Genomic DNA, 26,261 nt, shown 5'->3' with positions numbered 1-26,261 from the left:
AATTATAAATACTTTACCGGATTTGTATTCGTCGTTGATAAAACGACTGCAAAATTAGTAATTTTTTTCGAGAGATAGTCTACTAAAAAGTTTTTTGTGAACTGTTCGCTTTCATAATGACCAATATCTGCTAATATGATGTTGTTTTCAGCTGAAAAGAAATCATGATATTTTAAGTCGGAAGTAACTAAAATATCGGCTCCTGAACGTTTTGCTGCTGAAATAGCAAAACTTCCAGATCCTCCTAATACTGCTACTTTTTTAATTGAACTAGTAGAGATTTCAGAATGTCTGATACAGGATACATTCATTTTAGATTTAACAAACTCTAAAAATGTTTCGGTAGGCATCCCTTCTTCAAGCTCACCAACCATACCTATTCCAATATTTTGGTTGTAGTTGTCTAATGTTGTAACTTCAAAGGCTACTTCTTCATAAGGATGATGTTCAAATAGAGCATTGAGCAGTTTAGATTCGATGTGTTTATTAAAAGTTACTGATATTTGAATTTCATTTTCTTCATGTAATTCTCCTTTGTTTCCAAGAGTAGGATTTGAATTTTCATTTCCTCTATAAGTCCCTGTACCTTCTGTGTTAAAACTACAGTTGTCATAATTTCCAATATTACCAGCACCAGCTTTAAAAAGTTGAGATCTTAAAGCATTAGCATTTTTAGAGGGAATATAGGTGGTTAACTTTTTAATAGTGCCTTTTTGCGGGATTAGAATTTTTTTATTGACCAATCCAAGCGTATCACATATGATATCATTAACTCCTCTTAATGCATTATCAAGAGCCGTATGAATGGCATAGATTGCAATGTCATTCTTAATTGCTTTGAGAACAGTTCGCTCCACATAGTTTTTACCGGTTAATGATTTTAAGCCTTTAAAAATAATTGGATGGAAGCTAACAATGAGGTTACAGTTATTTTGAATAGCTTCATCAACAACAGCTTCCAAAGTATCAAGTGTAACTAAAACACCTGAGACTTCATTATTTTTATCGCCAACAAGTAGGCCGACATTATCAAAGTCTTCAGCATACTGTAATGGTGCTAGCTCTTCGAGGTAATTGATGACATCTTGAACAATCATTTTTATTAGGTGTTAAGTTTAAAAACAAATATAAAATATTAACTTCGTTCTAATGAAGCTACTCAGAAAAATACTTTTTCCTATAGTTCCTCTTTATTACTTCGTGACCTGGTTACGTAATGTATTCTATGACTTAGGTTGGAAATCATCTAAGTCTTATGAACTTCCAGTTATTTGTGTTGGTAATTTAAGTGTTGGTGGTACAGGTAAAACACCTACCATTGAGTATTTAGTTCGTCTAATTAAAGATCAGTATAAAGTAGCTATTTTGAGTCGTGGCTATAAACGGGAAACTTCGGGTTTTATTATTGCTAATGATCAAGCTACAGCTAAAACCATTGGAGATGAGCCATTTCAGTTCTACAACAAATTTGATGATGTGATTGTAAGTGTGGATGCTAATCGTCAACGTGGAATTTCAAAATTGATTGAACATAAGCAACCTGATCTTATTTTATTAGATGATGCCTTTCAACATAGAAAAGTAAAAGCGGGATTCAATATTTTGCTCACTGTTTACGACAATTTATATAGTGATGATATAGTTTTGCCAACAGGAAACCTTAGAGAACCTAGAGCAGGAGCAAAGCGTGCAAATATTATTTTAGTAACCAAGTGTCCCAATCGATTATCTGCTTCGGAAAAAAATCATATTATAAGTAAGTTACAACCATTAGAGGGTCAATGGGTTTTTTTTAGTGCTATTTCCTATTCTGAAACGATATGTAGTGCCAATGAACGCTTACCCTTAGAACATTTAAAAGGGAAAGCAGTGACTTTGGTAACCGGAATTGCAAATCCGTTACCTTTAATAGAATATCTAAAATCGAAATCTATTGATTTTGAGCATTTAAATTTTAAGGACCACCATACATTCTCAAATTCAGAGATTGCAGTTTTAAGAGAGAAAGAGGTTATTTTAACTACCGAAAAGGATTATGTAAGATTACAGAGTGAGTTTACATCTCATTCATCACAATTGTTTTATTTGCCTATTTCATTTGAAATAGACGAGGAAGATGAATTTGATGCGATTCTATTGTCGTATTTGAGTTCTAGTTTATAGATGCAGTTGAGTTTTGATTTGTAGCTAATACTTCGTAAAGTTTCTTTTCAAAGTCTTCCTGCTTAAATGGTTTTGAGATGATATCATCAAATCCAGCTTCATCAAATTCATGCATTTTGTCTTCAAGTGTTACCGCAGTAAGTGCAAAGATGGTCAGTTCCTTATCAAAAGTTCTGATAATTTTAGTGGCCTCAAGTCCGCTAATTCCTGGCATATGTATATCCATCAGAACGACATTATAAGTGTTCTCTCTGACTTTTTCTACAGCTGCTTCTCCATTGTCTACAATATCACACTGAAGATTCATTTTATTTAGAATCTTTTTGGTGATCATTTGGTTGATCTTATTGTCCTCAACAATCAAGATCTTAATGTTGCTAATGTCCAATTTGCTAATGTTTTTAGAATAATCTTCTTTTTCGATTTTAACAGTTTCTGGAGCGTAGGTTAATGGGATTTCAAAAAAGAACGTTGTGCCTTTTCCGAGTTCACTTTTAAGGTAGATTTTTCCTTTCAATATTTCAATTAGACCTTTTACAATGGATAGACCTAAACCTGTTCCACCGTATTTTCTATTGATTTGTATCGAGCCTTGGGAGAAGCTCTCAAACATATTGTCTTGCTTTTCTTTAGAGATACCAATACCATTATCTTCTATTTCAAAGCGCAAAGTATAGTCATCTCCTTTATTAGAGATACTATATACTCTCACCCAAATATCACCATCTTTAGTGAACTTAATGGAGTTGCCGATGAGATTGATAAGTATCTGAGATATTTTTAAGTTATCACCAATAAATGTTTCAGGTAGATTTTTTTGATAATCGTAATGCATTTTGACATTGTTGTCTAATGCAGAATTGTTAAGTGCGGAGCACACATTTTCAACCTTTGTTTTAAGATTAAACAATACAGGATCTAATTCAACTTTATTGGCCTCAATTTTATTAATCTGGAGAATATCATTGATAAAAGTCAATAGGTAATCACCAGAGAACTTTAAAGATTTTAAATGTGGAATTTGTTTTTCGTTAGGCTCTTCCTCTAGCAGCATATTAGTAAGACCCGTTACAGCGTATAGTGGTGTTCTTAACTCATGGGTTACTGTAGATAAGAAATTAGCTTTTGTTTTTGAGGCTAGTTCTGCTCGTTTCATGGCTTCAATTAAATCATCATTTTTCTCTTGAAGCATGTTGTTAGACTTTAATCTAATGTTATTGTTCTTATATAATGATAAGGTTAACAATGATAATATTGTAATTAAAGCTATACTTAATATGGTAGTAATCTTTGCGAGGTTACTATCAGATTCTTGTTCTTCTACTTTGGTTTGTAGTTTCTTAATTTCTTCTGCACTGTATGTTTCTAAATATTCAGCTCTTTTTTCTGGTGATAGATTTACACGTTCAATATTTAGAATAGAATCAGATAGTTTTACATGTCTTTGAAGATTTACATATGCTTGTTGATAGTTTTTATCATTTTCGTAGATATTACTCAGTGTCAAATAGCCTTCATTGATATGCTCTGTCAGATTATTAGTTTTTGCTATTTCTAAACCTTCATTTGCAAGTGCAATACCTTGATCGTTATTGCCTAATTTATCTAATGCTTTACCACTGTAGATTAAAGCACTAGCTAAAATGTCATTTTGATTATTCTTTTTTGCTAAGATGATGGTTTGCTCTAGAAGTGATTTGGCTGTTTTGTAGTCTTTTAATTTAAGATGGATTTTGGCCTGATTTAATGTTACTCCCGGAATATTAATTTCTAAACCTTCTTCTTCGAAAAGTGTTTTAGCAGAATTTAAATATTCTAAGGCGTTTTTATATTCCTTTTTTCCTGCATGAAGCACTCCTTTAATACTGTAAGTAACAGCTAGATTTTGAGAGTCATTGAGTTCTCTCTGAATATCGGCAGCTTTTATTAAGGATGCAAGAGCCTTATCAAATTCATTTACAGTAAATTGTAATTTTCCAATTTTGGCAAGGATGATACCTTGACTTTTTTTATCGTCAATACTAATAGCTAGTTCTAAAGCTTTCTCAAGATTATCTTTGGCATTAAAATAATCGCCTCTTTCAGAATCAAATTCCGATTGAGTGATTGTGTTTTGTATACGTAATTTCTGTACTTCAATATCCTCAACACCGCTGGTTTGAGCTGATATAGCACAAGTAAAACATATTAAAAAAGCAACTATGTAGTATTTAGTTTGGGACATATTTGGCCACTTTTATGGAACAAATATAAATATTTATTCGATAAAAGTCATGATTTCATCGATAAATTGCAAATTAAATCCAAAATTCTACTAGAATAACCAGTTTCATTATCGTACCAACCTACAATTTTAATCATGTTTCCAATTACAGATGTCATTAGGGCATCGAAGATACATGAATGTGTATTACCAACAATATCAATAGATACGATAGGATCTTCGGTATATTGTAAAATAGTTTTTAGATGTGTCTGAGCAGCATTTTTAAAGGCTGTATTAATTTGATCTATAGTGACTGTTTTTTCTACGTTGAATGTAATGTCTGTTAAAGAACCATTAGCAACAGGTACTCTTATGCCGCAACCACCAATAACATCGGATAGCTCGGGAAAAATTTTTGTTAATGCTTTCGCAGCACCTGTTGTTGTGGGAACAATTGATTGGCCAGCTGCACGTGCACGACGCAAATCTTTATGTGGTTGATCATGTAAACTTTGATCAGTTGTGTAAGAATGAACAGTTGTAATATAAGCTTGTTTAACACCGCAGAGTTTATTGATCACTGAGATCATAGGAGCAGCATTATTTGTTGTACAAGAGGCATTAGAAATAATGACTTCGGAGCCATCAATTTCGTTATCGTTTACTCCTAATACAACAGTTTTGATATCATCTTCAATTGGAGGAACAGAGAGAATAACTTTTTTTGCGCCATTGTTTATATGCTGTTTTAGCACTTCGGAAGTTTTAAATTTCCCTGTAGCTTCGATGACGAAATCCACATCAAAAGGAGTCCAATCAATGTCCTTAGGATGATGTTGATTAAGAAGTGGGATTACTTTTCCATTTATAATAATTTCATTTTCAGTAGCTGAAATATCGTGTTTGGATACACCGTGGATACTATCATATTTTAGTAAATGTGCAAGTGTCTTCGCATTTGCGATATCGTTAACAGCAACAACACACATATCATCTCTCTCTTGTATTAATCGACATACTCGACGACCGATACGACCAAATCCATTAATTGCAACGCGAATCATTAGTTGATGTGTTTTTGCGCTTTATATGAAGATCTTACCAAGGCACTACTTTCTACATGGCGAAACCCTAGATCTAAACCTATCTGCTTATATTCATCAAATTGGTCTGGCTGAATAAATTGCTTCACAGGTAAATGTTTTTTGCTTGGTTGTAAATATTGACCAATAGTTACTACATCTACATCATTTTCTCTAAGGTCATGTAATGTTTCTATAACTTCTTCACGAGTTTCACCCAAGCCTAACATAATTCCAGATTTAGTTCGGCGTTGACCTTGTGCTTTTAAGTACTTAAGCACATGCATACTTCGATCATATTTTGCTTGAATACGAACTTCTCTGGTTAAGCGTCTAACAGTTTCTATATTATGAGATACTACTTCTGGCGCAACATCAATAATTCTGTCTATATGGTGTTCAATACCTTGAAAATCTGGAATAAGGGTTTCTAGAGTTGTTTCAGGATTCATTCGTCGTACTGCTTTTACAGTTTCGCTCCACATGATACTTCCCATATCTTTAAGATCATCTCTGTCCACGCTTGTTAAAACAGCATGCTTAATTCCCATAATTTTGATGGATCGAGCCACTTTTTCTGGTTCATCCCAGTCTACAGTTTCAGGTCTCCCGGTTTTTACACCACAGAATCCACAAGAACGTGTACATACATTTCCTAAGATCATAAACGTAGCAGTTCCTTCTCCCCAACATTCTCCCATATTCGGACAACTTCCTGAGGTACATATTGTGTTGAGTTTATACTTGTCTACAAGCCCTCTTAGTTCGGTGTATTTTTTTCCGGTTGGAAGTTTTACACGAAGCCATTTCGGTTTGGGTTGACGAGCAACAACTGGTATAGAATTGGTGTCTGTATTCATCAGCAATAATTATAGAATGCAAAGATACAAAGTAAAATCTTAAATATAAGTTATAATGTTGTAAGGTACCAGACGCTGAAACCTATCAGAAATAAGATGCCTAACCAGCTTAAAACATGAAGCTTTAGAGAGGGTTGCCATTCTTTTGGTGTATGCTTGCTGCTAATTAATCGGTAATTTATAATGGCGTAAAATGGTGCTGTTAAAAATGATAATACAGTAGCGATCTTAATCAATAATCCCATTTCAGATTGAAAGTATAAGAAGATTAGAATCGTTCCAGAGATTAGAATCAAGATCCAAAATAGATAAGAACGTTTTATAATATTTCCAAATAAGAGTTGTGTAGTTTTGGCCATTGCTCTTGGCGAGGCGTCTAAGGTTGTAAGTGTTGTGCTAAACATTGTTGTAAACGCAGCTATACCAATAATAATATACGACCAGTTGCCTAGACTTTTAGTATACATCGAAATGAGTTGATTGGAAAACGTGCCTGCTTTTTCACTAAAATTATCTCCGCTTTGAAACATGACTAATGCACCTAAGGTCATAAAACCAAGTCCCAAAATAATTGTGGCCAGATATCCAACATTAAAATCAAAAAGTGATGATTTGACACTAAACTCTTTTTCTGATTTTTGCTTTTCTATTGCCCAAAGCGAGTGCCAGATAGAAATATCTAAAGGGGCTGGCATCCATCCCATAAATGCAATTAAGAAACCAAACTCCATAGCATTGGGAAATACCTGAGTTAATGAAGTTGGTCCAGATGCGTTCTTAAGTGCAAAAAATACAGATACAATAGTACTAATTGTAAGCGTGATAATGATAAACTTCATGAGTTTATCCAGAAAGTTATATTTTCCTATAATTAAAATTACAAAGCAGATAATCAGTATGATCACTGTCCATAATTCGGTGGAAATATAATCTCCAAAAATTGATGATGCTAATCCTGCAGTTACAATGGTTACAGCAGTTTGAATAGTAAACATTGTAGCGAAGGTTAAGATGAAGTAGACGATTAATACACCTTTTCCTAATTTTTTGTAACCGTCTAAAAGTGTTTCGCCAGTGGCAATAGCATAGCGTGGGCCAAATTGAAAAAAAGGATATTTAAATATGTTGACTAACAGCAGCGCCCAAATCAATCCAAATCCGAAATCGGCTCCAGCTCTTGTGGATTGTACTAAATGTGACACGCCAATTGCTGCGCCTGCAAATAATAGTCCTGGACCTATTTTTTTTAAACTAAATGCCATTATTCAGTTTTAATAATCTCAGCAAGCAGTTTTTTTGCTCTAAGTAGCTTAACCTTAACATTATTAATAGATTCATCTAACGATTCAGATATCTCCTTATAAGATAATTCTTGGAAATATCTCAGATTAATAACCTCCTGATAATGTGGTTTCAGTTGTTTTATATCTCTAAGTAGCTTGGCTAGATTTTGTTCTGTAATAAGTTTATCCTCAGGTGTTGGAGATTCGTCAATGATTGAATGATAGTCATTATCTTCACTGATATTGGAACGACTGGAAATAGTAGACTTTTGCTTTCTTACAAGATCAATATGAATATTTTTAGAGATGGTAATCAACCATGTTTTAAATTCGTATTTATCATTGTAAGTATGAATCTTATCAAACGCCTTTGAAAACGTTTGTATTGTAATGTCTTCAGCATCATTTTCATTCTGAGTACGTTTCAGTTGAAAACCATAGACGCTGTTCCAAAAGGTGTCTAATAGAAAATTAAAAGCAATTTGATCATTGTTTTTAGCCTTTTCTATCGCGTCTTTTACTTCCAATGCTGAGGTTTTGATGAGAGATTTTTTATAAATATAAAGAATTGAAAGAGAATCAAGAATAATTCGAGAAAAGGAACAAAAAAGATCAAGTCTTTTTCTTTTAGTTTTGCAGCAGCAGAATATAACGTTGTGTACTGAATGATAAATCGTAATGCAATTAGTCCAATAACAATTTCCCAACGAAACATAAAACTCATAAGTAAGGTCGCTAAAAACCAAAACAGGAGTTGAGAACAATAAAATAAGGCTAAAAGTATTTTATGCCTGAGTTTGTAATGAGATGCGGTACTAACATGTCTTCTTTTTTGCAGAATCCATGATTTATATGTTGTTTTAGGAGCTGATTCAGTAAAACTTTCTTTTGCAATACAAATTGTTGTATTCTTTTTTGATGCTACTTGATTTACAAATAGGTCATCATCACCTGATTTGACATGCATATGACTCATAAAGCCATTAGCTTCAAAGAATAATTCTTTCCTGTAAGCTAAATTTCTACCAACAGCCATATACGTTTGTCCTATTTTTACATAAGAAAAATATTGAACTGCAGTCATAAATGTTTCAAACCTAATAAGCAGATTAAGAAGCGATCCTTTAATTTTCTGATAAGGGCCGTAACCAATGACTAGCTTTTTTTCGGTATCAAATGGTGCAGTCATTTTGCTAATCCAATGTTTTGAAACAGGTTTGCAATCGGCATCTGTAAATAATAAGGTGTCGTATTTGGCGGCTTTAATACCAAGTGTTAGGGCATATTTCTTATTTCCCCAAAATGCTTCTATAGGTTTAACATTAACAATTTTAATATGCTCATGCTCACTCTTAAACGTTTGCATAACTTCCAGAGTAGTATCTGTAGAGTTGTCATTGATTAAAACGATTTCAAACTTAGGGTATGCCTGTGATAAAATACTTGGCAGATTTTCCTTTAAATTTTCAGCTTCATTTTTTGCACATATAATTACAGAGACTGGAAGATTTTTAGGAGAAATCTTTTTTTGTTTTAATGTTGCAAATTTACCAAAGATAAATCCGTAGTATATGATTTGAATTCCAACAATGACAACAAATGAATAGAAAAGAATTTCAAAAACGTACATCAACAGTTAAGAATGTTGAGGTTCATTACAATTTTCGAATTGATCTGGAGTTTTTCCACAGAAACCACAAGCTTCACCATCTTGATTAAGCATTGGATTTTGACTGGCGCATGTGCCAGCAAATTTACCATCTTTTTTAGCCCAAATTTTGATTGCAATTCCTGCTACGCCTAAACCTAATAGCACTAATGTGATTAGAACAAGTTTCATTTGAAAAATTTTAAGCAAAGATACAGATTTTAGAATGTTTTTTATCATTAAATGTTTGGACATTATTTAGAATCGATGTCTACATGTGACTTTGTACTAGATTTAAGTGTCTAATAATTAACGATTTAAATTTTACTAACTAATATTAATCATTATGAAAAAATTATTTGCAGAGTTCTTCGGAACATTTTGGCTTGTATTTGGTGGTTGTGGTAGTGCAATTTTTGCTGCTGCATATCCAGAATTAGGAATTGGTTTTGCTGGTGTTGCACTAGCTTTTGGTTTAACAGTTTTAACAATGGCTTATGCTGTAGGACATATATCAGGAGGACATTTTAATCCTGCAGTCTCTTTAGGCTTATGGTCAGCTGGAGAGTTTCCAGCTAAAGATTTGGTAGGTTACATATTGGTACAGGTAATTGGTGCTGTTACAGCAGCAGGTTTTTTGTATTTAATTGTATCTGGTAAATCTGATTTTGTAGATGTTGGAGGCTTTGCCTCTAATGGTTATGGTGAACTTTCACCTGATGGTTATAGTATGATGTCTGTTTTAATTGCAGAATTTTTATTAACCATGTTCTTTTTACTTATCATTTTAGGAAGTACAAATGTTGGTGCTCCAAAAGGATTTGCACCAATTGCTATCGGACTTGGATTAACGCTAATTCATTTAATTAGTATTCCAATATCAAATACTTCTGTAAATCCAGCACGTTCAACAAGTCAGGCGCTTTTTGCAGGAGGAGAATTTACAGCGCAGTTATGGTTGTTTTGGTTGGCGCCAATTGCAGGTGCAATAGTTGCTGGTTTAATTCATAAAGTACTATTTGATAAAAAATAGCTAGAAACCCATAGGAATAAAAAAAGCCACTTTTAAATATTTAAAAGTGGCTTTAGTTTTTATAACTAACGTCATTAGTTGTTTCTATTTTTTAATTCAATTTCAGCTACTGCGCTTTCAGAAGTATTATCTTTATTACCACTTGGCTCAATAGTAATACTTAATCCAAGAGCGTCTTCCATGTATGGAATGGATTGTAGCTCTCTTTCAGAAGGATCTAAAATACCTAAGTTAACCATTCTGTCTTGCATTTCTGCCCAGATTTGATAGGTGTGATTTTTAGGCAATTGAGGCAGTGAAATCACATCAATCATTGATGTTTTGTCAACTGCATTTATATAAGCTACAGTTTTTAAGTCCTTTGCACGTTCATTTCCTCTTAAAACATATTTTTCAGTTTCAGTGTTTTTGAGTTTCATGAATTTGCGCATGACATCATCAAGTCTTTTGTTGTTTTCGTCAATATCACTTCTAAGATCAAAAATTTCATCTACCACAACTTGGTTTTCTTTAAGAAGTAATTGGTTTTGCTGATACATCAATAGTGTAGAGCCAGCAAAGACAAGAGCAATAATACTAGCTGCAATGCTATACCAAGGCGTTTTTCGTCTAAAAGGCTTAACCTTTATTATTGGAGTGGCATCTTCTTCAACGTCATCAAGGATATTATCCAAGATAAACTGAGGTGCTTCTACTGAATGAGCTTTTGCTAATATTTCAAGATTATCTTGTAGTCTTAAATATTCTTGCTCAACCTCAGGATAGGTCTGAATATAATGTTCTACTTTCAGACTTTCTGAAGCAGATGTTTCATCCAGGACATACTTATCAAGTAGACCTGACTGAAGAAACGTATGTAATTTTTTTTCCATATCTAATTAATTTCTGGATCGTAGATTTTTTTAAGCTCTCTTAACCCAATTTTTAATCTAGACTTAATAGTACCTAATGGAATATCTAGTTCATCACTTGCTTCTTGTTGAGTCATGCCCTCAAAAAACAAGGCTTTTAAGACTATTTGGTACTTTTGGTCTAACCTTGCAACATGCGTTTTTAAATCTATTACATCTTGGTTTAAACTCGCTGTTGGTAAGATATATACGTTAGATTTATCAATTTGGACTTCTTTTTCAAATCTATTATTAAAACTTCTTAATTTATCTATGGCTGTATTTTTAGCAATTCGGTAAAGCCAAGTAAAGAGTTTTGCTTTCTTTGAATCGTATTTTTGAGCGTTTTTCCAGACTTTTACAAATGTTTCTTGAAGCGCATCTTGAGCTAATTCTTCATTAATAGTAACTTTTAGAATTACACCATATAGGCTGTCAGCATAATTTTCATAAAGAAGATTCAATGCCCTTTTATCGCCTTTAGACAATAATTCTACTATTTGTTTTTCTAGAGGAGTGCTCAAAAATTAATGATTTAAAAAAATTTAAAAAAAATGAATTTTAAAACGTCTAAAAATGAATTTCAGTCGTATATATGATTAAGATAGTAAAATTAGTAAAATAAAAACAACAAAGGAATTTAATCCATTATCATATAATTTCTGTGGAATAGAATTTTTTTCTTCCTTAAAGAAAATTGATTAATAGCTTTTTCAAAACCTATTCTGTAGTGAACATGAGCCTCATTTTATGAGGCTTTTTGTTTTATATGATGTTGACTTCAGCTTCTATAGTAATGTCAAAAATTCTTAATACTGTGCTTTGAATCAATTGAGACAGCTTTAGAATTTCACGACCACTTGCACCTCCATAATTTACTAAAACCAAGGCTTGCTTTTTGTGTACACCATAATTTCCGAAGATTTTTCCTTTAAAACCAGCGTGTTCAATTAACCAACCAGCAGGAACTTTTATTTCAGTTTCTGAAATGTTATAATGAGGCACTTCTGGAAAATTCTCTTGTAGCTTAATAAATGCTTTTTTAGACAGGATTGGATTTTTGAAGAAACTTCCTGAATTACCGATTTCTTTTGGATTGGGCAATTTGCTCTCTCTTATAGCAATAACGGCTTTAGAAACATCGTGAATGGTTGGGTGTTCTATATTCATTTTTTCTAATTCTGATGATATTGCACCATAATTAGTATGAAGTTTGTGTTTTGTGGTTGTTAATTTAAAAAGAACACTTACAATAATGAATTTACCTTTGGCGTGCTGCTTAAAGATAGAATTCCGATAGCCAAATTTACAATCTTTATTGCTGAAGGTTTCTATTTGTAGTGTTTCTAGATTTAGAGCTTTACAGGATACGAAAGTATCTTTCAACTCTACACCATAGGCTCCTATATTTTGAATAGGACTTGTTCCTACATTGCCTGGTATGAGTGACAAATTCTCGAGTCCGCCAAAGTTGTTGTCTAGTGTCCACAATACAAACTCATGCCAATTCTCTCCTGCATTACATTCAATAAGAACTTCATTGTCTAGTTGTGAGACTATTGTCTTTCCTTTTAAGTTCAAATGGATAACCAGAGCATCGATATCTTTGGTGAGTAGCATGTTACTTCCTCCTCCTAAAATGAATTTCTGAGGATATTCATCAGAAGAAAAGATAGATTTCAGATCTTTAACAGAAGTTACAGAGGCAAAATGCTTCGCATTGACATCTATTCCAAATGTATTGAAAGATTTTAAAGATATGTTGTGTTGAATTTGCACTAGTCCTTATATACTTTAAGTGCCTCTTTAAGAATATTTACAGATTTTTTTAAACTATCTGTGTTTAAAACGTAAGCAATTCTAATTTGGTTTAAACCAACACCTGGTGTACTGTAAAAACCTGCAGCTGGTGCAACCATAACAGTTTCACCATTAACATCAAAAGATTCTAGCAACCATTGAGCAAAAGCATCTGAATTTTTAATAGGCAATTCTGCAATACAATAGAAGGCGCCCTTAGGGTTCGCTACTTTCAAACCTTCTATTTTGTTGAGTTCTTCAATTAATACATTTCTTCGCTCAACATATTCGCCTATAACATCGTCAAAGTAGCTTTGTGGTGTGTCTAAAGCAGCTTCACTAGCTATTTGAGCTAATGTTGGCGGACTCAAACGAGCTTGGGCAAATTTTAAGGCTGTTTTAATGACTTCTTTGTTTTTTGTTACCAAACATCCAATGCGAGCACCACACATACTGTAGCGTTTGGAAACAGAATCAATAACAATAGCGTGCTCTTCTAAACCTTCTTCTTGAAGTATGGAATAATGACTTACACCATCATAAGCAAACTCTCTGTAGACTTCATCTGAAATTAAGAATAAGTCATGTTTTTTGACTATGGCAGCTAGTTTTTTTATTTCTTCTTTTGAATATAGATATCCAGTTGGATTTCCTGGATTACATATAAGAATCCCTTTGGTCTTTGGAGTGATTAATTTTTCAAATTCTTCAATTGGAGGTAAAGCAAAGTTATTTTCAATCTTTGAGATAACGGGTACTACCTTAACTCCAGACGCTGTAGAGAATCCATTATAGTTAGCATAGAATGGTTCTGGTATGATGACTTCATCGCCAATATCAGTAATGCTACCAAAGGCAAACATCAAGGCTTCACTTCCTCCTGTTGTAACTATAATATCATCATGGTTTACATGAATTCCGTTTTTATCATAATAGTTGGCCAGTTTTTCTCTAAACCCCTCAGATCCCTCAGATCGTGTATAGGCTAGAATTTCTAACGAATGAATTTTTACTGCATCAAGTGCAACTTGAGGAGTTTTGATATCAGGTTGCCCTATATTCAGGTGGTATACAGTTTTACCTGCTTTGTATGCCTTTTCAGCATATGGAACTAATTTTCGTATCGGAGATTCTGGCATTGAGGCCCCTTTCTTAGAAATTATTGGCATGATCTAAAATTTAGATGGTAAAGTTCTGAAAATAATCTTAAATTTTATTTAAAAAAGTGAGGTAAAAATAGAACGTTTGATAAAGATTTGTAACTTAGAACTAATACTTATGATCTTAACTGGAAAAAAATACATTTCATTACTGCTGGTATTCGTTTGTTTTAGCTCATCATTGGCTCAGGGAGATTTCAATTTGCCTAAGAAGAAAAGTGATAAGGTAAGATTCCAACTTATCAACAATCTTATTGTTTTGCCTGTTGAGATAAACGGTGTTAAGTTGTCTTTTATTCTAGATTCGGGGGTTAGTAAACCTATTTTGTTTAATATCACTAATACAGACTCACTTCAAATTAATAATGTAGAAACTATTTTTCTAAGAGGTCTAGGTGGTGGTGAATCTGTAAAGGCTTTAAGGTCAAAGAATAATTTTTTTAAAATAGGAAATGCGGTAAATATCAATCAGGATATTTATGTGGTTTTTGATCAAAATATAAATTTTACACCAAGGTTGGGAGTGCCAGTACATGGCATAATCGGTTATGATGTGTTTAAGAATTTTGTTGTTGAAATCAATTATAAATCAAAGTATATTAATCTCAATAGGAGAGAGACTTACAAATATAAATCGTGTAAAAAATGCGAATCTTTTAACCTTTCATTTTACAATAGTAAACCCTACATTGATACAGAAGTTGAAATAGGAAACAAGACTATTCCTGTTAAGCTTCTAATTGATACGGGAAGTAGTGATGCGTTATGGTTATTTGAGGATGATAGTTTAGGTATTTCCTCGTCATATAACAATAGTTTTCACGATTTTTTAGGACGTGGTTTAAGCGGAAATGTCTATGGATTGAGATCTACTACCAAATCATTAAATCTTAAGAGTTTTAAGCTAAGTGATGTCAATGTTGCATTTCCAGACTCTACTTCAATTAGTTTTGCTCGTAAATTCAAAGGTCGTAATGGTAGTATTTCTGCCGAAATTTTGCGTCGTTTCAATCTTATTGTTGACTATGGTAATTCTAAGATTACATTAAAAAAGAACAGCAATTTTAAAGCTTCTTTTGACTATAATAGAAGTGGTATTGTGGTGGAGCAAACAGGGTTAAGAGTTGTTAAAGAGCAAACCAGAAATAAAATATTAGATTCTTATGGTCAGTCTAATAAAGACAAAGTTGGTATTAACTTTATTCAATCATACGAATACAAATTAAAGCCTGCGTATACTATCGTCTTACTTCGAGAGGGGTCTCCAGCCGAAAAGGCAGGTTTAAAAATAAATGATGTTATTATTAGTATCAACGGAAAAGAAGCTCACCTAATTAAGCTTCAGGATGTTGTCAATTACTTTAGAGATCGACCAGGAAAACTGATCAGACTCAAAGTAGAGCGTGATAAAAAAATACTCAATTTTCAATTCAAGCTAGAAGATGTCTTTAAAAAAAAAGAACTCCCTTGATAGAGAGTTCTTTATAATTTAATGAAGGATAATCTTTTACAATTGCTCCATCACACTTTTATCTTTCTTTTCTAATACACTAGTTTTACTAGGATCGATAACCAAACCTTTAATTTTTAAAGCTACAGTTGGTGTATCAGCATTAGAGGTTACAGTAATTGTTTTTCTAATAGGATTTACTCTGTTAGTGTCATACTTTACTTCAATTTTTCCAGTTTCACCTGGTAAAATAGGACCTTCAGGTTTTTTTGGTACAGTACATCCACAAGTAGACTTCACATTAGAAATAATAAGAGGTGCATTTCCTGTATTAGTAAATTCAAATACTCTCACACCATCAGAACCTTTTTCAATTGTTCCGTAATCAATTACGTCTGTTTTAAATTCTATTTTGGCTACCTTTTCTTGTGCATAAGCTCCAAGACTTAAGAATGCTACACATAAAATTACTACTAAATTTTTCATCATTTAAATTTTAAATTGATACTATCAAAACTACTTACTTTTTAGGATTCTGCAAAATAAATTAGTTGTATGACCTCATAATTAACACTATTAGCGTTTTAGTTGGTCATTATTTCTCTGAATCATTTCGCAAAAAAAGAAATATAAGTACTTTTGTCAGCTATAAAGCAAAAACAATACCAAAGCATGGAAATTCCATCAAAATATTCAGCAAAAGAAGTAGAGGATAAGTGGTACGACTACTGGATGAAACATAATTATTTTCATTCTACACCAGATGAGAGAGAGCCATATACAATTGTAATTCCACCGCCTAACGTGACAGGTGTCTTACACATGGGACATATGTTGAATAATACCATTCAAGATGTGTTGATTCGTCGTGCGCGATTAAAAGGAAAAAATGCCTGCTGGGTTCCAGGAACTGACCACGCATCTATTGCTACTGAAGCCAAAGTTGTGGCTAAGTTAAAGTCTCAAGGTATTGATAAAAATGACTTGACCAGAGAAGAATTTTTAAAGCATGCTTGGGATTGGACCGAAGAATATGGTGGAGTCATCCTAGAACAGTTGAAAAAATTGGGTTGTTCTTGTGATTGGGATCGTACAAAATTTACTTTGGATGATGACATGAGTGAAGCTGTAATCAAAGTGTTTGTTGATTTATATAATAAAGGCTTGATCTACAGAGGATATCGTATGGTTAACTGGGATCCAGAAGCCAAGACCACATTGTCTGATGAAGAGGTTATTCATGTCGAAAAACAAGGACTGCTTTATTATTTAGAGTATCAAGTGGAAGGTAGTGATGAGAAACTGACAATTGCAACCACACGTCCTGAGACCATTTTTGGAGATACTGCTATTTGTATTAATCCTGATGATGAACGTTTTTCACATTTAAAGGGTAAGAAAGCTATAGTTCCTATCTGCGGAAGAGTTGTGCCTATTATTGAAGATGCGTATGTAGATATCGAATTTGGTACTGGTTGTTTGAAAGTCACTCCAGCTCATGATGAAAATGATAAAGTTTTAGGTGATAAACATCATCTTGAAGTTGTTGATATATTTAATGATGATGCTACGTTGAATAGCTTCGGAATGCATTATGAAGGTCAAGACCGATTTACAGTTAGAAAGGCAATTGCTAAAGAATTAGAAACTGCTGGGATTTTAGTTAAAACTGAGAATTATATGAACAAGGTTGGTACGTCAGAACGTACTAAAGCTGTCATAGAGCCTCGCTTAAGTGATCAGTGGTTCCTTAAAATGGAAGATCTGGCAAAACCTGCTTTAGATGCTGTTTTAACTACTGGTGAGGTCAAGTTATTTCCGAAGAAATTTGAGAATACTTACAGACATTGGATGGAGAATATTCGCGATTGGAATATTTCTCGCCAATTACTCTGGGGACAACAGATACCGGCTTATTATTATGGAGAAGGAAAAGAAGATTTTGTTGTTGCCGAAACCATTGAAGCAGCTGTTAATTTAGCTCAGGAAAAAACAGGTAATCCAAGTTTGAAGTCTGAAAACCTTAAGCAAGATTCAGATGCTTTAGATACGTGGTTTAGCTCATGGTTATGGCCAATAAGTGTGTTTGACGGAATACGCAATCCTGAGAATGAAGATATTAAATACTACTATCCAACCAACGATTTAGTAACTGGTCCAGATATTTTGTTTTTCTGGGTTGCTAGAATGATTATTGCTGGATATGAATATAAAGACCAAAAGCCTTTTGAAAATGTTTATCTCACAGGATTGGTTAGAGATAAACAACGACGTAAAATGTCTAAGCAACTTGGAAATTCACCTGATGCTCTCAAGTTGATTGAGCAATTTGGTGCCGATGGTGTACGTGTTGGCTTGTTGTTGAGTTCTGCTGCTGGAAATGACTTGATGTTTGACGAAGACTTGTGTCAGCAAGGAAAACAGTTTGCTAATAAAATATGGAACGCATTCAGACTCGTAAAAGGGTGGGAAGTTGATAGTAAAATTGAGCAACCTAACTCTAGTAAAATTGCCATTGAGTGGTTTGAATCTAAATTTCAAAAGACGATTACAGAAATTGAAGATCATTTCAGTAAGTACCGATTAAGTGATGCGCTTATGGCGACTTACAAGTTAATATGGGATGATTTTGCTTCATGGTTACTGGAAATCGTTAAACCAGCTTATCAACAACCTGTTGATGCAAAGACATTAAATAGTATTATCGAAATATTTGAAGATATATTAAAAATATTGCATCCATTCATGCCTTTCTTAACAGAAGAAATTTGGCAATACATCAAAGAGCGTAGTCCTGAGGAAGCTTTGATTATTGCTAAATGGCCTGAAACGAGACCAATAGACAATGAGCTTATCGCTGAATTTGATTTTGCTTCTGAAGTGATTTCAGGAATTAGAAACATCAGAAAACAAAAGAACATTGCATTTAAAGATGCCATTGGTTTTTCGGTAGTCAATAATGAAAAAGCACCAACAACTTTTGATGAGGTCATATCAAAACTAGGTAATTTGAATAGTTTTGATTATATCGAAGATTCTATTGATGGCGCATTAACATTCCGTGTTAAATCCAATGAATATTTCATTCCAATGGAAGGAAGTATTGATATTGAAGCCGAAATCAATAAGCTGAATGAGGAGTTGAAATATACCGAAGGATTCTTAAAATCTGTTCAACGAAAATTATCTAACGAACGCTTTGTTGCTGGTGCTCCTGAACAAGTGGTAGCTGCTGAAAAGAAGAAAGAAGCAGATGCTTTAGCCAAGATTGAAACTATCAAAGCTAGCTTGAGTAGTTTGAAATAAATTTTAATTTGAAATAGAAAAAAGCTGTCTGTAACGGGCAGCTTTTTTTATTACCATTCATTAATTTTATTACTATCTAATTTCACAAAAATGAAGAGTAGTATGGTAAAGCCCCAAAGTCCGGAGCCACCATAACTAAAGAAGGGAAGCGGTATTCCAACAGTAGGAATTAAACCCATTACCATTCCAGTGTTAATTGTAAAATGTATAAAGAAAATAGAAGCAACGCCATAGCCATATACCCGACTAAATTGGGACTTTTGAGATTCTGCTAGATACAAGATTCGAATTATGAGTGCCATAAATAATAACACAACTACCGAACTGCCGATGAAGCCCCATTCCTCTCCAACTGTACTAAAGATATAATCGGTCTCTTGTTCTGGCACAAACTTTCCTGTAGTTCTAGTTCCTTGAAGAAAACCTTTGCCTGTCCATCCACCAGAACTTATAGCTTGTTCAGATTGTATGAGATTATAAGCTTCTTCTTTTTTCATCTGTTCTAACTTGGCAGGATCTTTCTCTAATCGTAACCAAAGACTTATTCTGTTTTGTTGGTGTGGTTTTAAAACATGTTGGTAGAATAATTTCACACCTGCTGAAAAAGAGACACAAACCAATAAAATAACTACGGATTGAACAATTGATAGTCCTTTCTTTTTTCTTCGGAAGAAATATATTCCGAAGATCATTACAGCGGCAATAATTCCGGTTATAATAATCCCGAATTTTAATCCTAGAACTGCTAAAATAATAGTTGATAAAGCAATAGCTAAATAAATTTGTTGTAAGCCTTCACGGTAAAACACAAAGAAGAAAGACGAGTATACTAGAGTGCTTCCAGCATCGTTTTGTAGTAAAATCAGTATTGCAGGAACAATGATGATAGCTACGGCTCTTAATTGATCTTTTAAGGTGTTCATATCAGTTTGAAGATCACTCATATACTTGGCAACAGCAAGTGCAGTAGCAAACTTTGCAAATTCACTGGGTTGTATGGTCATACTTCCAATGCCATACCAAGATCGTGCACCATTCACATCTTTTCCGAAGATAAATAAACCAACAAGCGCGAGCATAGCAATGATGTAAATTATACTGGCAAACCGTTCATAAAACTTAGCTTCAATAGAAAGTATGAGTATAATTAAAACAAAAGTTAATCCTAGAAATACCAATTGCTTTCCGTAGAGTTGACTCATATCAAAATAGCTTGTTATTTCACCTTCATGTGAAGCAGACATGATATTTAGCCAGCCAAAACCCACCAAAAGAAGAAACAGAACAATGGTGATCCAGTCAAATTTCAAACCTCTATGACTTTCTCGATTCATTAGTTTTGATTGGTTGAATTAGCATTTATTTTTATTGAATTATTTAGGTCGTTATCTTTAGGAGGTTGAACTTTTTCAATAACTTGAAGTGTGGTTTCTCCATTGATTTTAAAGGGTTCACCAGAATAAGGTTTAGCGTATTCATTCTCTAAACTATGTGTTAGGATCCAGTGCTCCATATCTGTTCTGGTAATCTCACCTTTTATATATTTCTCGATCATTAAACTAGCCATTCGTCCTGCAAATCGACTTCCCCAATATCCATTCTCTACAAATACAGCAATGGCAATTGTTGGATTATCTTTTGGAGCAAAAGCAACAAAGATGGAATGATCAGTTAATTGTGTTTTTTCACCATCAATCTTTATAAAGTTTTCTGCTGTTCCAGTTTTTCCGCAGATATCAATTCCTGGAATTCGCAGAGTAGCAGCCGTACCTTTATTGTATACGTCAAACATCCCTTCAATTACAGGTTCAAAATGACGTTTATCAATGGTTGTGTATTTTGGCGTTGTATACTTGCTTGGTATTGTGTCACCTTCAATCTCCTTGATAATATGAGGTGTATAATAGTAGCCACGATTTCCTATAGCTGCGGCCATATTTGCTAATTGTATTGGTGTGGCTTCGACCTCTCCCTGACCAATAGCGTTTGATACAATATAGGTTGAGCCCCAACGATTATCGCCATAAGCTCTGTCATAGTAGTCACCGTCTGGTATTCGGCCTTTTTGTCCAACAGGTAAATCGTATCCCAGATAATTTCCAAGTCCGAAACTTTTAGCGTGGTTTGCCCAAATATTCATTCCCTTACCAGCGTCATCATATTTGTCAATAATTTTACGATAAGTGCTAACAAAATAGGCATTACATGATTGAGCAATTCCGTTATTCATATCTACTGGACTCTTATGGTGATGACAACCTGTGAGTCGTCTACTTCCGTAGTAATAGCCCATTCTACAAGTGACTTTGTCATCTGCATCAACAACCCCTTCCTGGAGTCCAATTAATGCATTAATGACCTTAAATGGTGAACCTGGAGGATATTGTGCTTGAAGACCTCTATCCCAAGTTGGTCTGGCGATTGTGTCTAAAAACAGCCTTGAGAAGTTTTTGTTTCGTTCTCTACCTACCAATAAATTTGGATTGTAACTTGGTCCAGTTACTAACGCCAATATCTCACCATTTGCTGGATCTATGGCCACAATTCCACCGCGCTTGTTGGTCATTAATAATTCACCATATTCTTGCAATTTAGAATCGATGGTTATTTTAATATCTTTTCCTGGTTGAGGTAAAGTATCAAATTTTCCCTCTTTATAAGGGCCAATATCTTTATTAAATCGGTCTTTTTGAATAAACTTAATCCCTTTGACACCTTTTAGGACATCTTCGTATGAAAGTTCTACACCTTGCTTTCCTATGAGGTCACCCATTTTATAGTAAGGTTTCTTTTCTATGATGCGTCTGTTAACTTCTCCAATATCACCCAAAACATTAGCGCCTATAGATGTCTGGTAATCTCTAAGTGATCGTTTTTGGATGTAAAATCCCTCGAACTTTCTCATTTTCTCCTGAAGTACAGCGTAATCAGTTTTAGATAATTGCGGTACAAAGGGTGAGGGTAAACGAGGTGAATAGTTATAAGCTCTATCGTATTTTTTTTTGAATTCTTCTTTGGTAATCTTAAGTAAGGCACAAAACTCTAATGTATCAAGTGGCTCAACTTCTCTAGGAATCACCATCACATCATAAGACGGCTGATTTGCAACTAATAATTTTCCATTTCTATCATAAACATAACCACGTTTAGGATAGTCATAGACTTTTCTAATGGCATTATCCTCAAACAAACTATAAGTTTCTTTTTTATAGACCTGCAAATAAAATAAGCGAGCAATAAATAAAAGTCCTACGGTAATTACAGTTAATAAAAGTAGAAGTTTTCTCATCGTTGTTTATTACTGAAAAGTATTGAGATTAGTATACAAAATATGAGTGTAAAAGTACTTGAAAATAACGTTTTTTGGAATACTAAAATTATGTTTGAAATGTTAAAAATTTCCAGTAAAAACATGATAAAGTGATGAATGGCAATTAGAATTGAAAAATAAATCACTCGATTGCCAAATTCAGTATTATTGAATTTAATATTTTGATGTTCGTAAACCATTCCGAAGGCAAATTTCAAAATAGCTGGCCTTATAAATGCAATCGTTACACAGGCGGCTGCATGAACACCTCCAGAGTCTGAAAATATATCTACAAACAATCCCAGCATAAAGCTCATAAAAATAAAGAGCGATCTATTGTTGTTTACTGGAAACAACAATATGAACAATATGTAAGGATACGGATTAACATAACCCAAGAAGTTGATATTATTAAATATCAAAACCTGCGCTAAAATGAGCACAAAAAACCTAATGATACTATTAAAATTGATGCTATTCATCAGTTGGGTTTTCTAACTGTTTAATTTCTTTAGTATCTAAATTTTCGAGAATATAAACATGAGATAAATTGGTCATATCATTAAATAGCTTGACTTCGATGGTGTAGGTGTCACCAGTAATATCTAAAACAAAGCTATCAATGGTTCCTATAGGAATACCTTGTGGGAAAATTGATGATTCACCACCAGTTACAATAGTATCTCCCTTTTTAACAGGAGCAAACTTTATAATATCGGTTAATTGTACTGTTGTTGGTGATGATTTCCCATTCCATTCTAATGTACCAATATGATTAGAGGCTTTTAATTGAGCATTAATTTTACTTTTTGTATTAAGTATTGAAAGCACTCTTGCATAGCCATTTGATGTATTGTCAATAATACCTACAATTCCTTTTGAAGTAATTACACCAAGGTCTTCTTTGATTCCATTTTTCTCCCCTTTATTGATAGTTAAGTAATTTTTTGAAGACGAATAGTTGTTATTTATGATTTTCGCATTGTTAATCTTGTATCTTCCATTATAAGAACTCGAATCTATGACGAATTCGTCTGTAGCGATTGAGTTTGCTGTATTGAGTTTTATAGACCTCAATCTTGTATTCTCCTCTAGTAGAATCTCATTTTGTTCTTTTAAATCGAAATAATTTGAAATGCCACTAGCGCCTTCATAAATACCACCTGTTAGAAAATTAGCTGAATTAATAAATTTACTTTTATGATAAGAATGTGATTGAATGGTTAAAGCTAAGGAAACACCAAACAACAGTAGAAACAAGAGGAAAGTTTTGTTTCTAATGACAAAGTTAATAATCTGTTGCATGTTAAGTAGGTATTCTCAGTTATTTAATCAATACACTTTTAAATTTAGGTAAGTTCTTAAGTGTAATTCCAGTACCACGTACAACAGCTCTTAAAGGATCTTCTGCAATATAAACAGGTAGATCGGTTTTTTGAGACAAACGTTTATCTAAGCCTCTCAACATTGATCCTCCACCAGCTAAATAAATACCTGTATTGTAAATATCTGCTGCAAGTTCTGGAGGTGTTTGTGATAAAGTTTCCATGACAGAATCTTCAATTCTTAAAATTGATTTATCTAAAGCCTTAGCTATTTCACGATATGAAATCTGAACTTGTTTTGGCTTACCAGTTAAAAGATCACGACCTTGCACACTCATTTCTTCAGGAGGAAGATCTAAATCTTCGGTAGCTGCACCGATTTGGATTTTTATCTTTTCCGCAGTACGATCTCCTACATATAGGTTGTGTTGCGTTCGCATGTAATAGATGATGTCATTGGTAAACACATCACCTGCAACTTTAACCGATTTGTCACAAACAATTCCACCAAGTGCGATAACAGCTATTTCAGTTGTACCACCACCAATATCCACGATCATATTCCCTTTAGGTTGCATAATATCGATACCAATACCAATTGCTGCTGCCATTGGTTCATGGATAAGATATACTTCTTTTCCATTTACGCGTTCGCAAGATTCTTTTACCGCTCGCATCTCTACTTCTGTAATTCCTGACGGAATACAAACTACCATTCTTAATGCAGGTGTGAATAATTTCTTTTTGAGAGCAGGTATGTTTTTAATAAACATACTAATCATTTGTTCTGAAGCATCAAAATCGGCAATTACTCCATCTTTTAAAGGTCTGATGGTTTTAATGTTTTCGTGTGTTTTACCTTGCATCATGTTGGCTTCTTTACCAACGGCAATGATTTTGCCTGAAATTCTATCTCTTGCAACTATGGATGGACTATCAACAACTACTTTGTCGTTGTGAATGATTAGTGTGTTAGCAGTTCCTAAATCTATGGCTATTTCTTCGGTTAAGAAATCAAAAAATCCCATTCGTTATTCTAATATTATGAGGGTGTTATTGTATATATTTTCTGGTGTGTTGTAAATGTAATAAAATTAATGTTTAAAATGGCGTGTTCCGGTCATTACCATTGCTAAATTATTTTCATTGCAGTAATCTATGGTTAATTGGTCCTTAATTGAGCCTCCTGGTTGTATTACAGCAGTAATTCCTGCTTTATCAGCAATTTCTACACAATCTGGGAAAGGGAAGAAGGCATCACTTGCCATAACTGCTCCTTTTAAGTCAAAATTAAATGACTGTGCTTTGTTTATGGCTTGGTTAAGTGCATCAACACGGCTTGTTTGTCCTGTTCCGCTAGCGCATAACTGTTTGTTTTTTGCTAAAACGATGGTGTTAGATTTAGTATGCTTGCAAATTTTTGAGGCAAATATTAAATCTTCTAACTCATTTTGCGTTGGTTTATTGTTTGTTGCATGAGATAAATCTGTAAGGCTATCAGTTTTATTATCCCGATCCTGAACTAAAACACCATTGAGGCAAGTTCTTACAGTAGTTTGAGGGAATTCTACATCATGTAAAATCAATAATATTCGATTTTTCTTGCCTTTCAGTATCTCTAAAGCCTCTTCAGAAAATGAAGGCGCAATAACTACTTCGCAGAACAGGGAATGAATTTCCTCGGCTGTGGCTTTATCAATTTCGGTATTGGCAATTAAAATACCACCAAAAGCTGAAACAGGATCTCCAGCTAATGCATCAACATAGGCTTGATGAATTGTGTCTCGTTGTGCAAACCCACAGGCATTATTGTGCTTTAGAATGGCAAATGTAGGAGCTTCACCTTTAAATTCGTTCATTAAGTTTACTGCTGCGTCCACATCAAGCAGGTTGTTGTAGCTTAGCTCTTTTCCGTGGAGTTTAGTAAAGATATCGTCAAAATTTCCGAAGAAAAATCCGCGTTGATGTGGATTTTCACCATAACGTAAAACTTTACCATTAGTCTCGCTTACTTTTAGAGCAGCAATCTCATGATCTGAATTGAAATAGTTGAAAATAGCCGAGTCATAGTGTGATGATACGTTGAACGCTTTAGCAGCAAAACGTTTTCTATCGCCTTCGGAAGTTACTCCATTTTTAGATTGTAATAGTTCTAAAAACTCAGAGTAGTCATCTACAGAAGATACGCAAATAACATCGGCATAATTTTTAGCTGCAGCTCTAATTAAAGAAATGCCTCCAATATCAATTTTTTCAATAATATCCTGATTAGAAGCGCCTGAGTCAACTGTTTTTTCAAAAGGATATAGATCAACAATCACCAAATCGATTTGAGGAATATCAAAATCGACGAGTTCTGCGACATCACTTTCGTTATTTTGACGATTTAAAATGCCTCCAAATACTTTAGGGTGAAGTGTTTTTACGCGTCCACCAAGAATTGAAGGGTATGACGTTACATCTTCTACTGGTACCACATCAATACCTAGATCTTTGATGAATTTTTCAGTGCCACCAGTGGAATATATGGTAACATTTTGTTCGTTAAGTTGCCTAACGATAGGTTCTAATCCGTCTTTGCTGAAAACTGATATTAATGCAGATGTAATGGTTTTGTTGTTGCTCATTGTTGTGTTGTTGTCGTTGCTGTTCCAAAAGATAGAACTATGTTGTAAAATTAAAGCCCAAAAATACATAATATCGAGTGTTATTAGGAGTTGAAATTGCAGTTTATTTAAGTTTTTT

Annotated in this window: 23 protein-coding genes; 4 read left to right on the top strand and 19 right to left on the bottom strand. The window is 33.8% G+C overall.

The window, feature by feature from the left end:
- Positions 1 to 2: 2 nt before the first annotated feature.
- A complete protein-coding gene (locus Q0951_RS12280; protein WP_299337252.1) occupies positions 3 to 1,097 on the bottom strand; it encodes a Nif3-like dinuclear metal center hexameric protein in 1,095 nt (364 codons plus the stop codon).
- Between the two features lie 52 nt (positions 1,098 to 1,149).
- On the opposite strand from Q0951_RS12280, the gene lpxK reads away from it, so the two are divergent.
- Positions 1,150 to 2,163: a tetraacyldisaccharide 4'-kinase gene (gene lpxK, locus Q0951_RS12275; protein WP_299337251.1), complete on the top strand. Its 1,014-nt coding sequence runs from the start codon at positions 1,150 to 1,152 to the stop codon at positions 2,161 to 2,163.
- On the opposite strand, the gene Q0951_RS12270 is transcribed toward lpxK, so the two are convergent.
- Genes Q0951_RS12270 through Q0951_RS12240 form a run of 7 tightly spaced genes read right to left on the bottom strand, consistent with a single transcriptional unit; the run spans position 2,153 to position 9,434 of the window.
- Positions 2,153 to 4,387: an ATP-binding protein gene (locus Q0951_RS12270; RefSeq protein WP_299337249.1), complete on the bottom strand. Its 2,235-nt coding sequence runs from the start codon at positions 4,385 to 4,387 to the stop codon at positions 2,153 to 2,155. The genes lpxK and Q0951_RS12270 overlap by 11 nt on opposite strands.
- A 47-nt stretch (positions 4,388 to 4,434) precedes the next feature.
- Positions 4,435 to 5,433, bottom strand: coding sequence for a type I glyceraldehyde-3-phosphate dehydrogenase (gene gap / locus Q0951_RS12265; protein ID WP_299337247.1), 999 nt, complete (start codon positions 5,431 to 5,433; stop codon positions 4,435 to 4,437).
- Positions 5,433 to 6,311 (bottom strand): lipoyl synthase, encoded by an 879-nt coding sequence (gene lipA, locus Q0951_RS12260; protein ID WP_299337245.1) that lies wholly within the window; start codon positions 6,309 to 6,311, stop codon positions 5,433 to 5,435. Before lipA ends, gap begins: the two co-directional genes overlap by 1 nt.
- Positions 6,312 to 6,361: 50 nt before the next feature.
- Positions 6,362 to 7,573 carry an Nramp family divalent metal transporter gene (locus Q0951_RS12255; RefSeq protein WP_299337243.1) on the bottom strand — a complete coding sequence of 404 codons (1,212 nt, stop codon included), beginning with the start codon at positions 7,571 to 7,573 and terminating at the stop codon, positions 6,362 to 6,364.
- Positions 7,573 to 8,121 carry a sigma-70 family RNA polymerase sigma factor gene (locus Q0951_RS12250; protein WP_299337241.1) on the bottom strand — a complete coding sequence of 183 codons (549 nt, stop codon included), beginning with the start codon at positions 8,119 to 8,121 and terminating at the stop codon, positions 7,573 to 7,575. Before Q0951_RS12250 ends, Q0951_RS12255 begins: the two co-directional genes overlap by 1 nt.
- Entirely contained in the window at positions 8,112 to 9,224 is a 1,113-nt protein-coding gene (locus tag Q0951_RS12245; RefSeq protein ID WP_299337239.1) for a glycosyltransferase, read from the bottom strand. The genes Q0951_RS12250 and Q0951_RS12245 overlap by 10 nt, the downstream gene beginning before the upstream one ends.
- A gap of 6 nt (positions 9,225 to 9,230) precedes the next feature.
- Positions 9,231 to 9,434, bottom strand: coding sequence for a membrane or secreted protein (locus tag Q0951_RS12240; RefSeq protein WP_299337238.1), 204 nt, complete (start codon positions 9,432 to 9,434; stop codon positions 9,231 to 9,233).
- A 154-nt stretch (positions 9,435 to 9,588) separates the two neighbouring features.
- Here Q0951_RS12240 and aqpZ point away from each other — a divergent pair, with 154 nt between their 5' ends.
- On the top strand, positions 9,589 to 10,275 hold the full coding sequence (gene aqpZ, locus Q0951_RS12235; protein ID WP_299337236.1) for an aquaporin Z: 687 nt from the start codon (positions 9,589 to 9,591) through the stop codon (positions 10,273 to 10,275).
- Positions 10,276 to 10,349: 74 nt separating this feature from the next.
- On the opposite strand, the gene Q0951_RS12230 is transcribed toward aqpZ, so the two are convergent.
- The 4 genes from Q0951_RS12230 to Q0951_RS12215 all read right to left on the bottom strand — a co-directional run bounded on the left by Q0951_RS12230 (position 10,350) and on the right by Q0951_RS12215 (position 14,134).
- The gene (locus Q0951_RS12230) at positions 10,350 to 11,147 is read right to left on the bottom strand and encodes an anti-sigma factor (protein ID WP_299337234.1); all 798 of its coding nucleotides are present in this window, start codon (positions 11,145 to 11,147) and stop codon (positions 10,350 to 10,352) included.
- A 2-nt stretch (positions 11,148 to 11,149) separates the two neighbouring features.
- Positions 11,150 to 11,689 carry an RNA polymerase sigma factor gene (locus Q0951_RS12225; protein WP_299337232.1) on the bottom strand — a complete coding sequence of 180 codons (540 nt, stop codon included), beginning with the start codon at positions 11,687 to 11,689 and terminating at the stop codon, positions 11,150 to 11,152.
- 241 nt (positions 11,690 to 11,930) lie between these two features.
- Positions 11,931 to 12,944, bottom strand: a complete 1,014-nt coding sequence (gene murB, locus Q0951_RS12220; protein WP_299337230.1) for a UDP-N-acetylmuramate dehydrogenase — start codon at positions 12,942 to 12,944, stop codon at positions 11,931 to 11,933.
- The gene (locus tag Q0951_RS12215; RefSeq protein ID WP_299337228.1) at positions 12,944 to 14,134 is read right to left on the bottom strand and encodes a pyridoxal phosphate-dependent aminotransferase; all 1,191 of its coding nucleotides are present in this window, start codon (positions 14,132 to 14,134) and stop codon (positions 12,944 to 12,946) included. The genes murB and Q0951_RS12215 overlap by 1 nt, the downstream gene beginning before the upstream one ends.
- A 109-nt stretch (positions 14,135 to 14,243) precedes the next feature.
- Between Q0951_RS12215 and Q0951_RS12210 the strand changes: the two genes are divergently transcribed.
- The gene (locus Q0951_RS12210; protein WP_299337227.1) at positions 14,244 to 15,596 is read left to right on the top strand and encodes an aspartyl protease family protein; all 1,353 of its coding nucleotides are present in this window, start codon (positions 14,244 to 14,246) and stop codon (positions 15,594 to 15,596) included.
- 36 nt (positions 15,597 to 15,632) lie between these two features.
- Here Q0951_RS12210 and Q0951_RS12205 read toward each other — a convergent pair whose 3' ends face one another.
- Entirely contained in the window at positions 15,633 to 16,061 is a 429-nt protein-coding gene (locus Q0951_RS12205) for a DUF1573 domain-containing protein (protein ID WP_299337225.1), read from the bottom strand.
- A 186-nt stretch (positions 16,062 to 16,247) separates the two neighbouring features.
- Between Q0951_RS12205 and Q0951_RS12200 the strand changes: the two genes are divergently transcribed.
- Positions 16,248 to 18,881: a valine--tRNA ligase gene (locus Q0951_RS12200; RefSeq protein ID WP_299337223.1), complete on the top strand. Its 2,634-nt coding sequence runs from the start codon at positions 16,248 to 16,250 to the stop codon at positions 18,879 to 18,881.
- A gap of 50 nt (positions 18,882 to 18,931) precedes the next feature.
- On the opposite strand, the gene rodA is transcribed toward Q0951_RS12200, so the two are convergent.
- The 6 genes from rodA to purH form a co-directional block, all read right to left on the bottom strand.
- Positions 18,932 to 20,215 carry a rod shape-determining protein RodA gene (gene rodA / locus Q0951_RS12195; protein ID WP_299337221.1) on the bottom strand — a complete coding sequence of 428 codons (1,284 nt, stop codon included), beginning with the start codon at positions 20,213 to 20,215 and terminating at the stop codon, positions 18,932 to 18,934.
- Positions 20,215 to 22,170 carry a penicillin-binding protein 2 gene (locus tag Q0951_RS12190; protein ID WP_299337220.1) on the bottom strand — a complete coding sequence of 652 codons (1,956 nt, stop codon included), beginning with the start codon at positions 22,168 to 22,170 and terminating at the stop codon, positions 20,215 to 20,217. Before Q0951_RS12190 ends, rodA begins: the two co-directional genes overlap by 1 nt.
- Positions 22,167 to 22,673, bottom strand: a complete 507-nt coding sequence (locus Q0951_RS12185; protein ID WP_299337218.1) for a rod shape-determining protein MreD — start codon at positions 22,671 to 22,673, stop codon at positions 22,167 to 22,169. The genes Q0951_RS12190 and Q0951_RS12185 overlap by 4 nt, the downstream gene beginning before the upstream one ends.
- Positions 22,666 to 23,496, bottom strand: coding sequence for a rod shape-determining protein MreC (mreC, locus tag Q0951_RS12180; RefSeq protein WP_299337217.1), 831 nt, complete (start codon positions 23,494 to 23,496; stop codon positions 22,666 to 22,668). The genes Q0951_RS12185 and mreC overlap by 8 nt, the downstream gene beginning before the upstream one ends.
- Before the next feature lie 19 nt (positions 23,497 to 23,515).
- Positions 23,516 to 24,544: a rod shape-determining protein gene (locus Q0951_RS12175; protein ID WP_033960946.1), complete on the bottom strand. Its 1,029-nt coding sequence runs from the start codon at positions 24,542 to 24,544 to the stop codon at positions 23,516 to 23,518.
- Between the two features lie 66 nt (positions 24,545 to 24,610).
- Positions 24,611 to 26,143, bottom strand: a complete 1,533-nt coding sequence (gene purH, locus Q0951_RS12170) for a bifunctional phosphoribosylaminoimidazolecarboxamide formyltransferase/IMP cyclohydrolase (protein WP_299337215.1) — start codon at positions 26,141 to 26,143, stop codon at positions 24,611 to 24,613.
- Positions 26,144 to 26,261: the final 118 nt, after the last annotated feature.

Source organism: uncultured Psychroserpens sp., assembly GCF_947501425.1.
GTDB lineage: Bacteria > Bacteroidota > Bacteroidia > Flavobacteriales > Flavobacteriaceae > Psychroserpens.
Note: the sequence above shows the minus strand (reverse complement) of the source record. Positions and strands in the feature narration are given on the sequence as shown.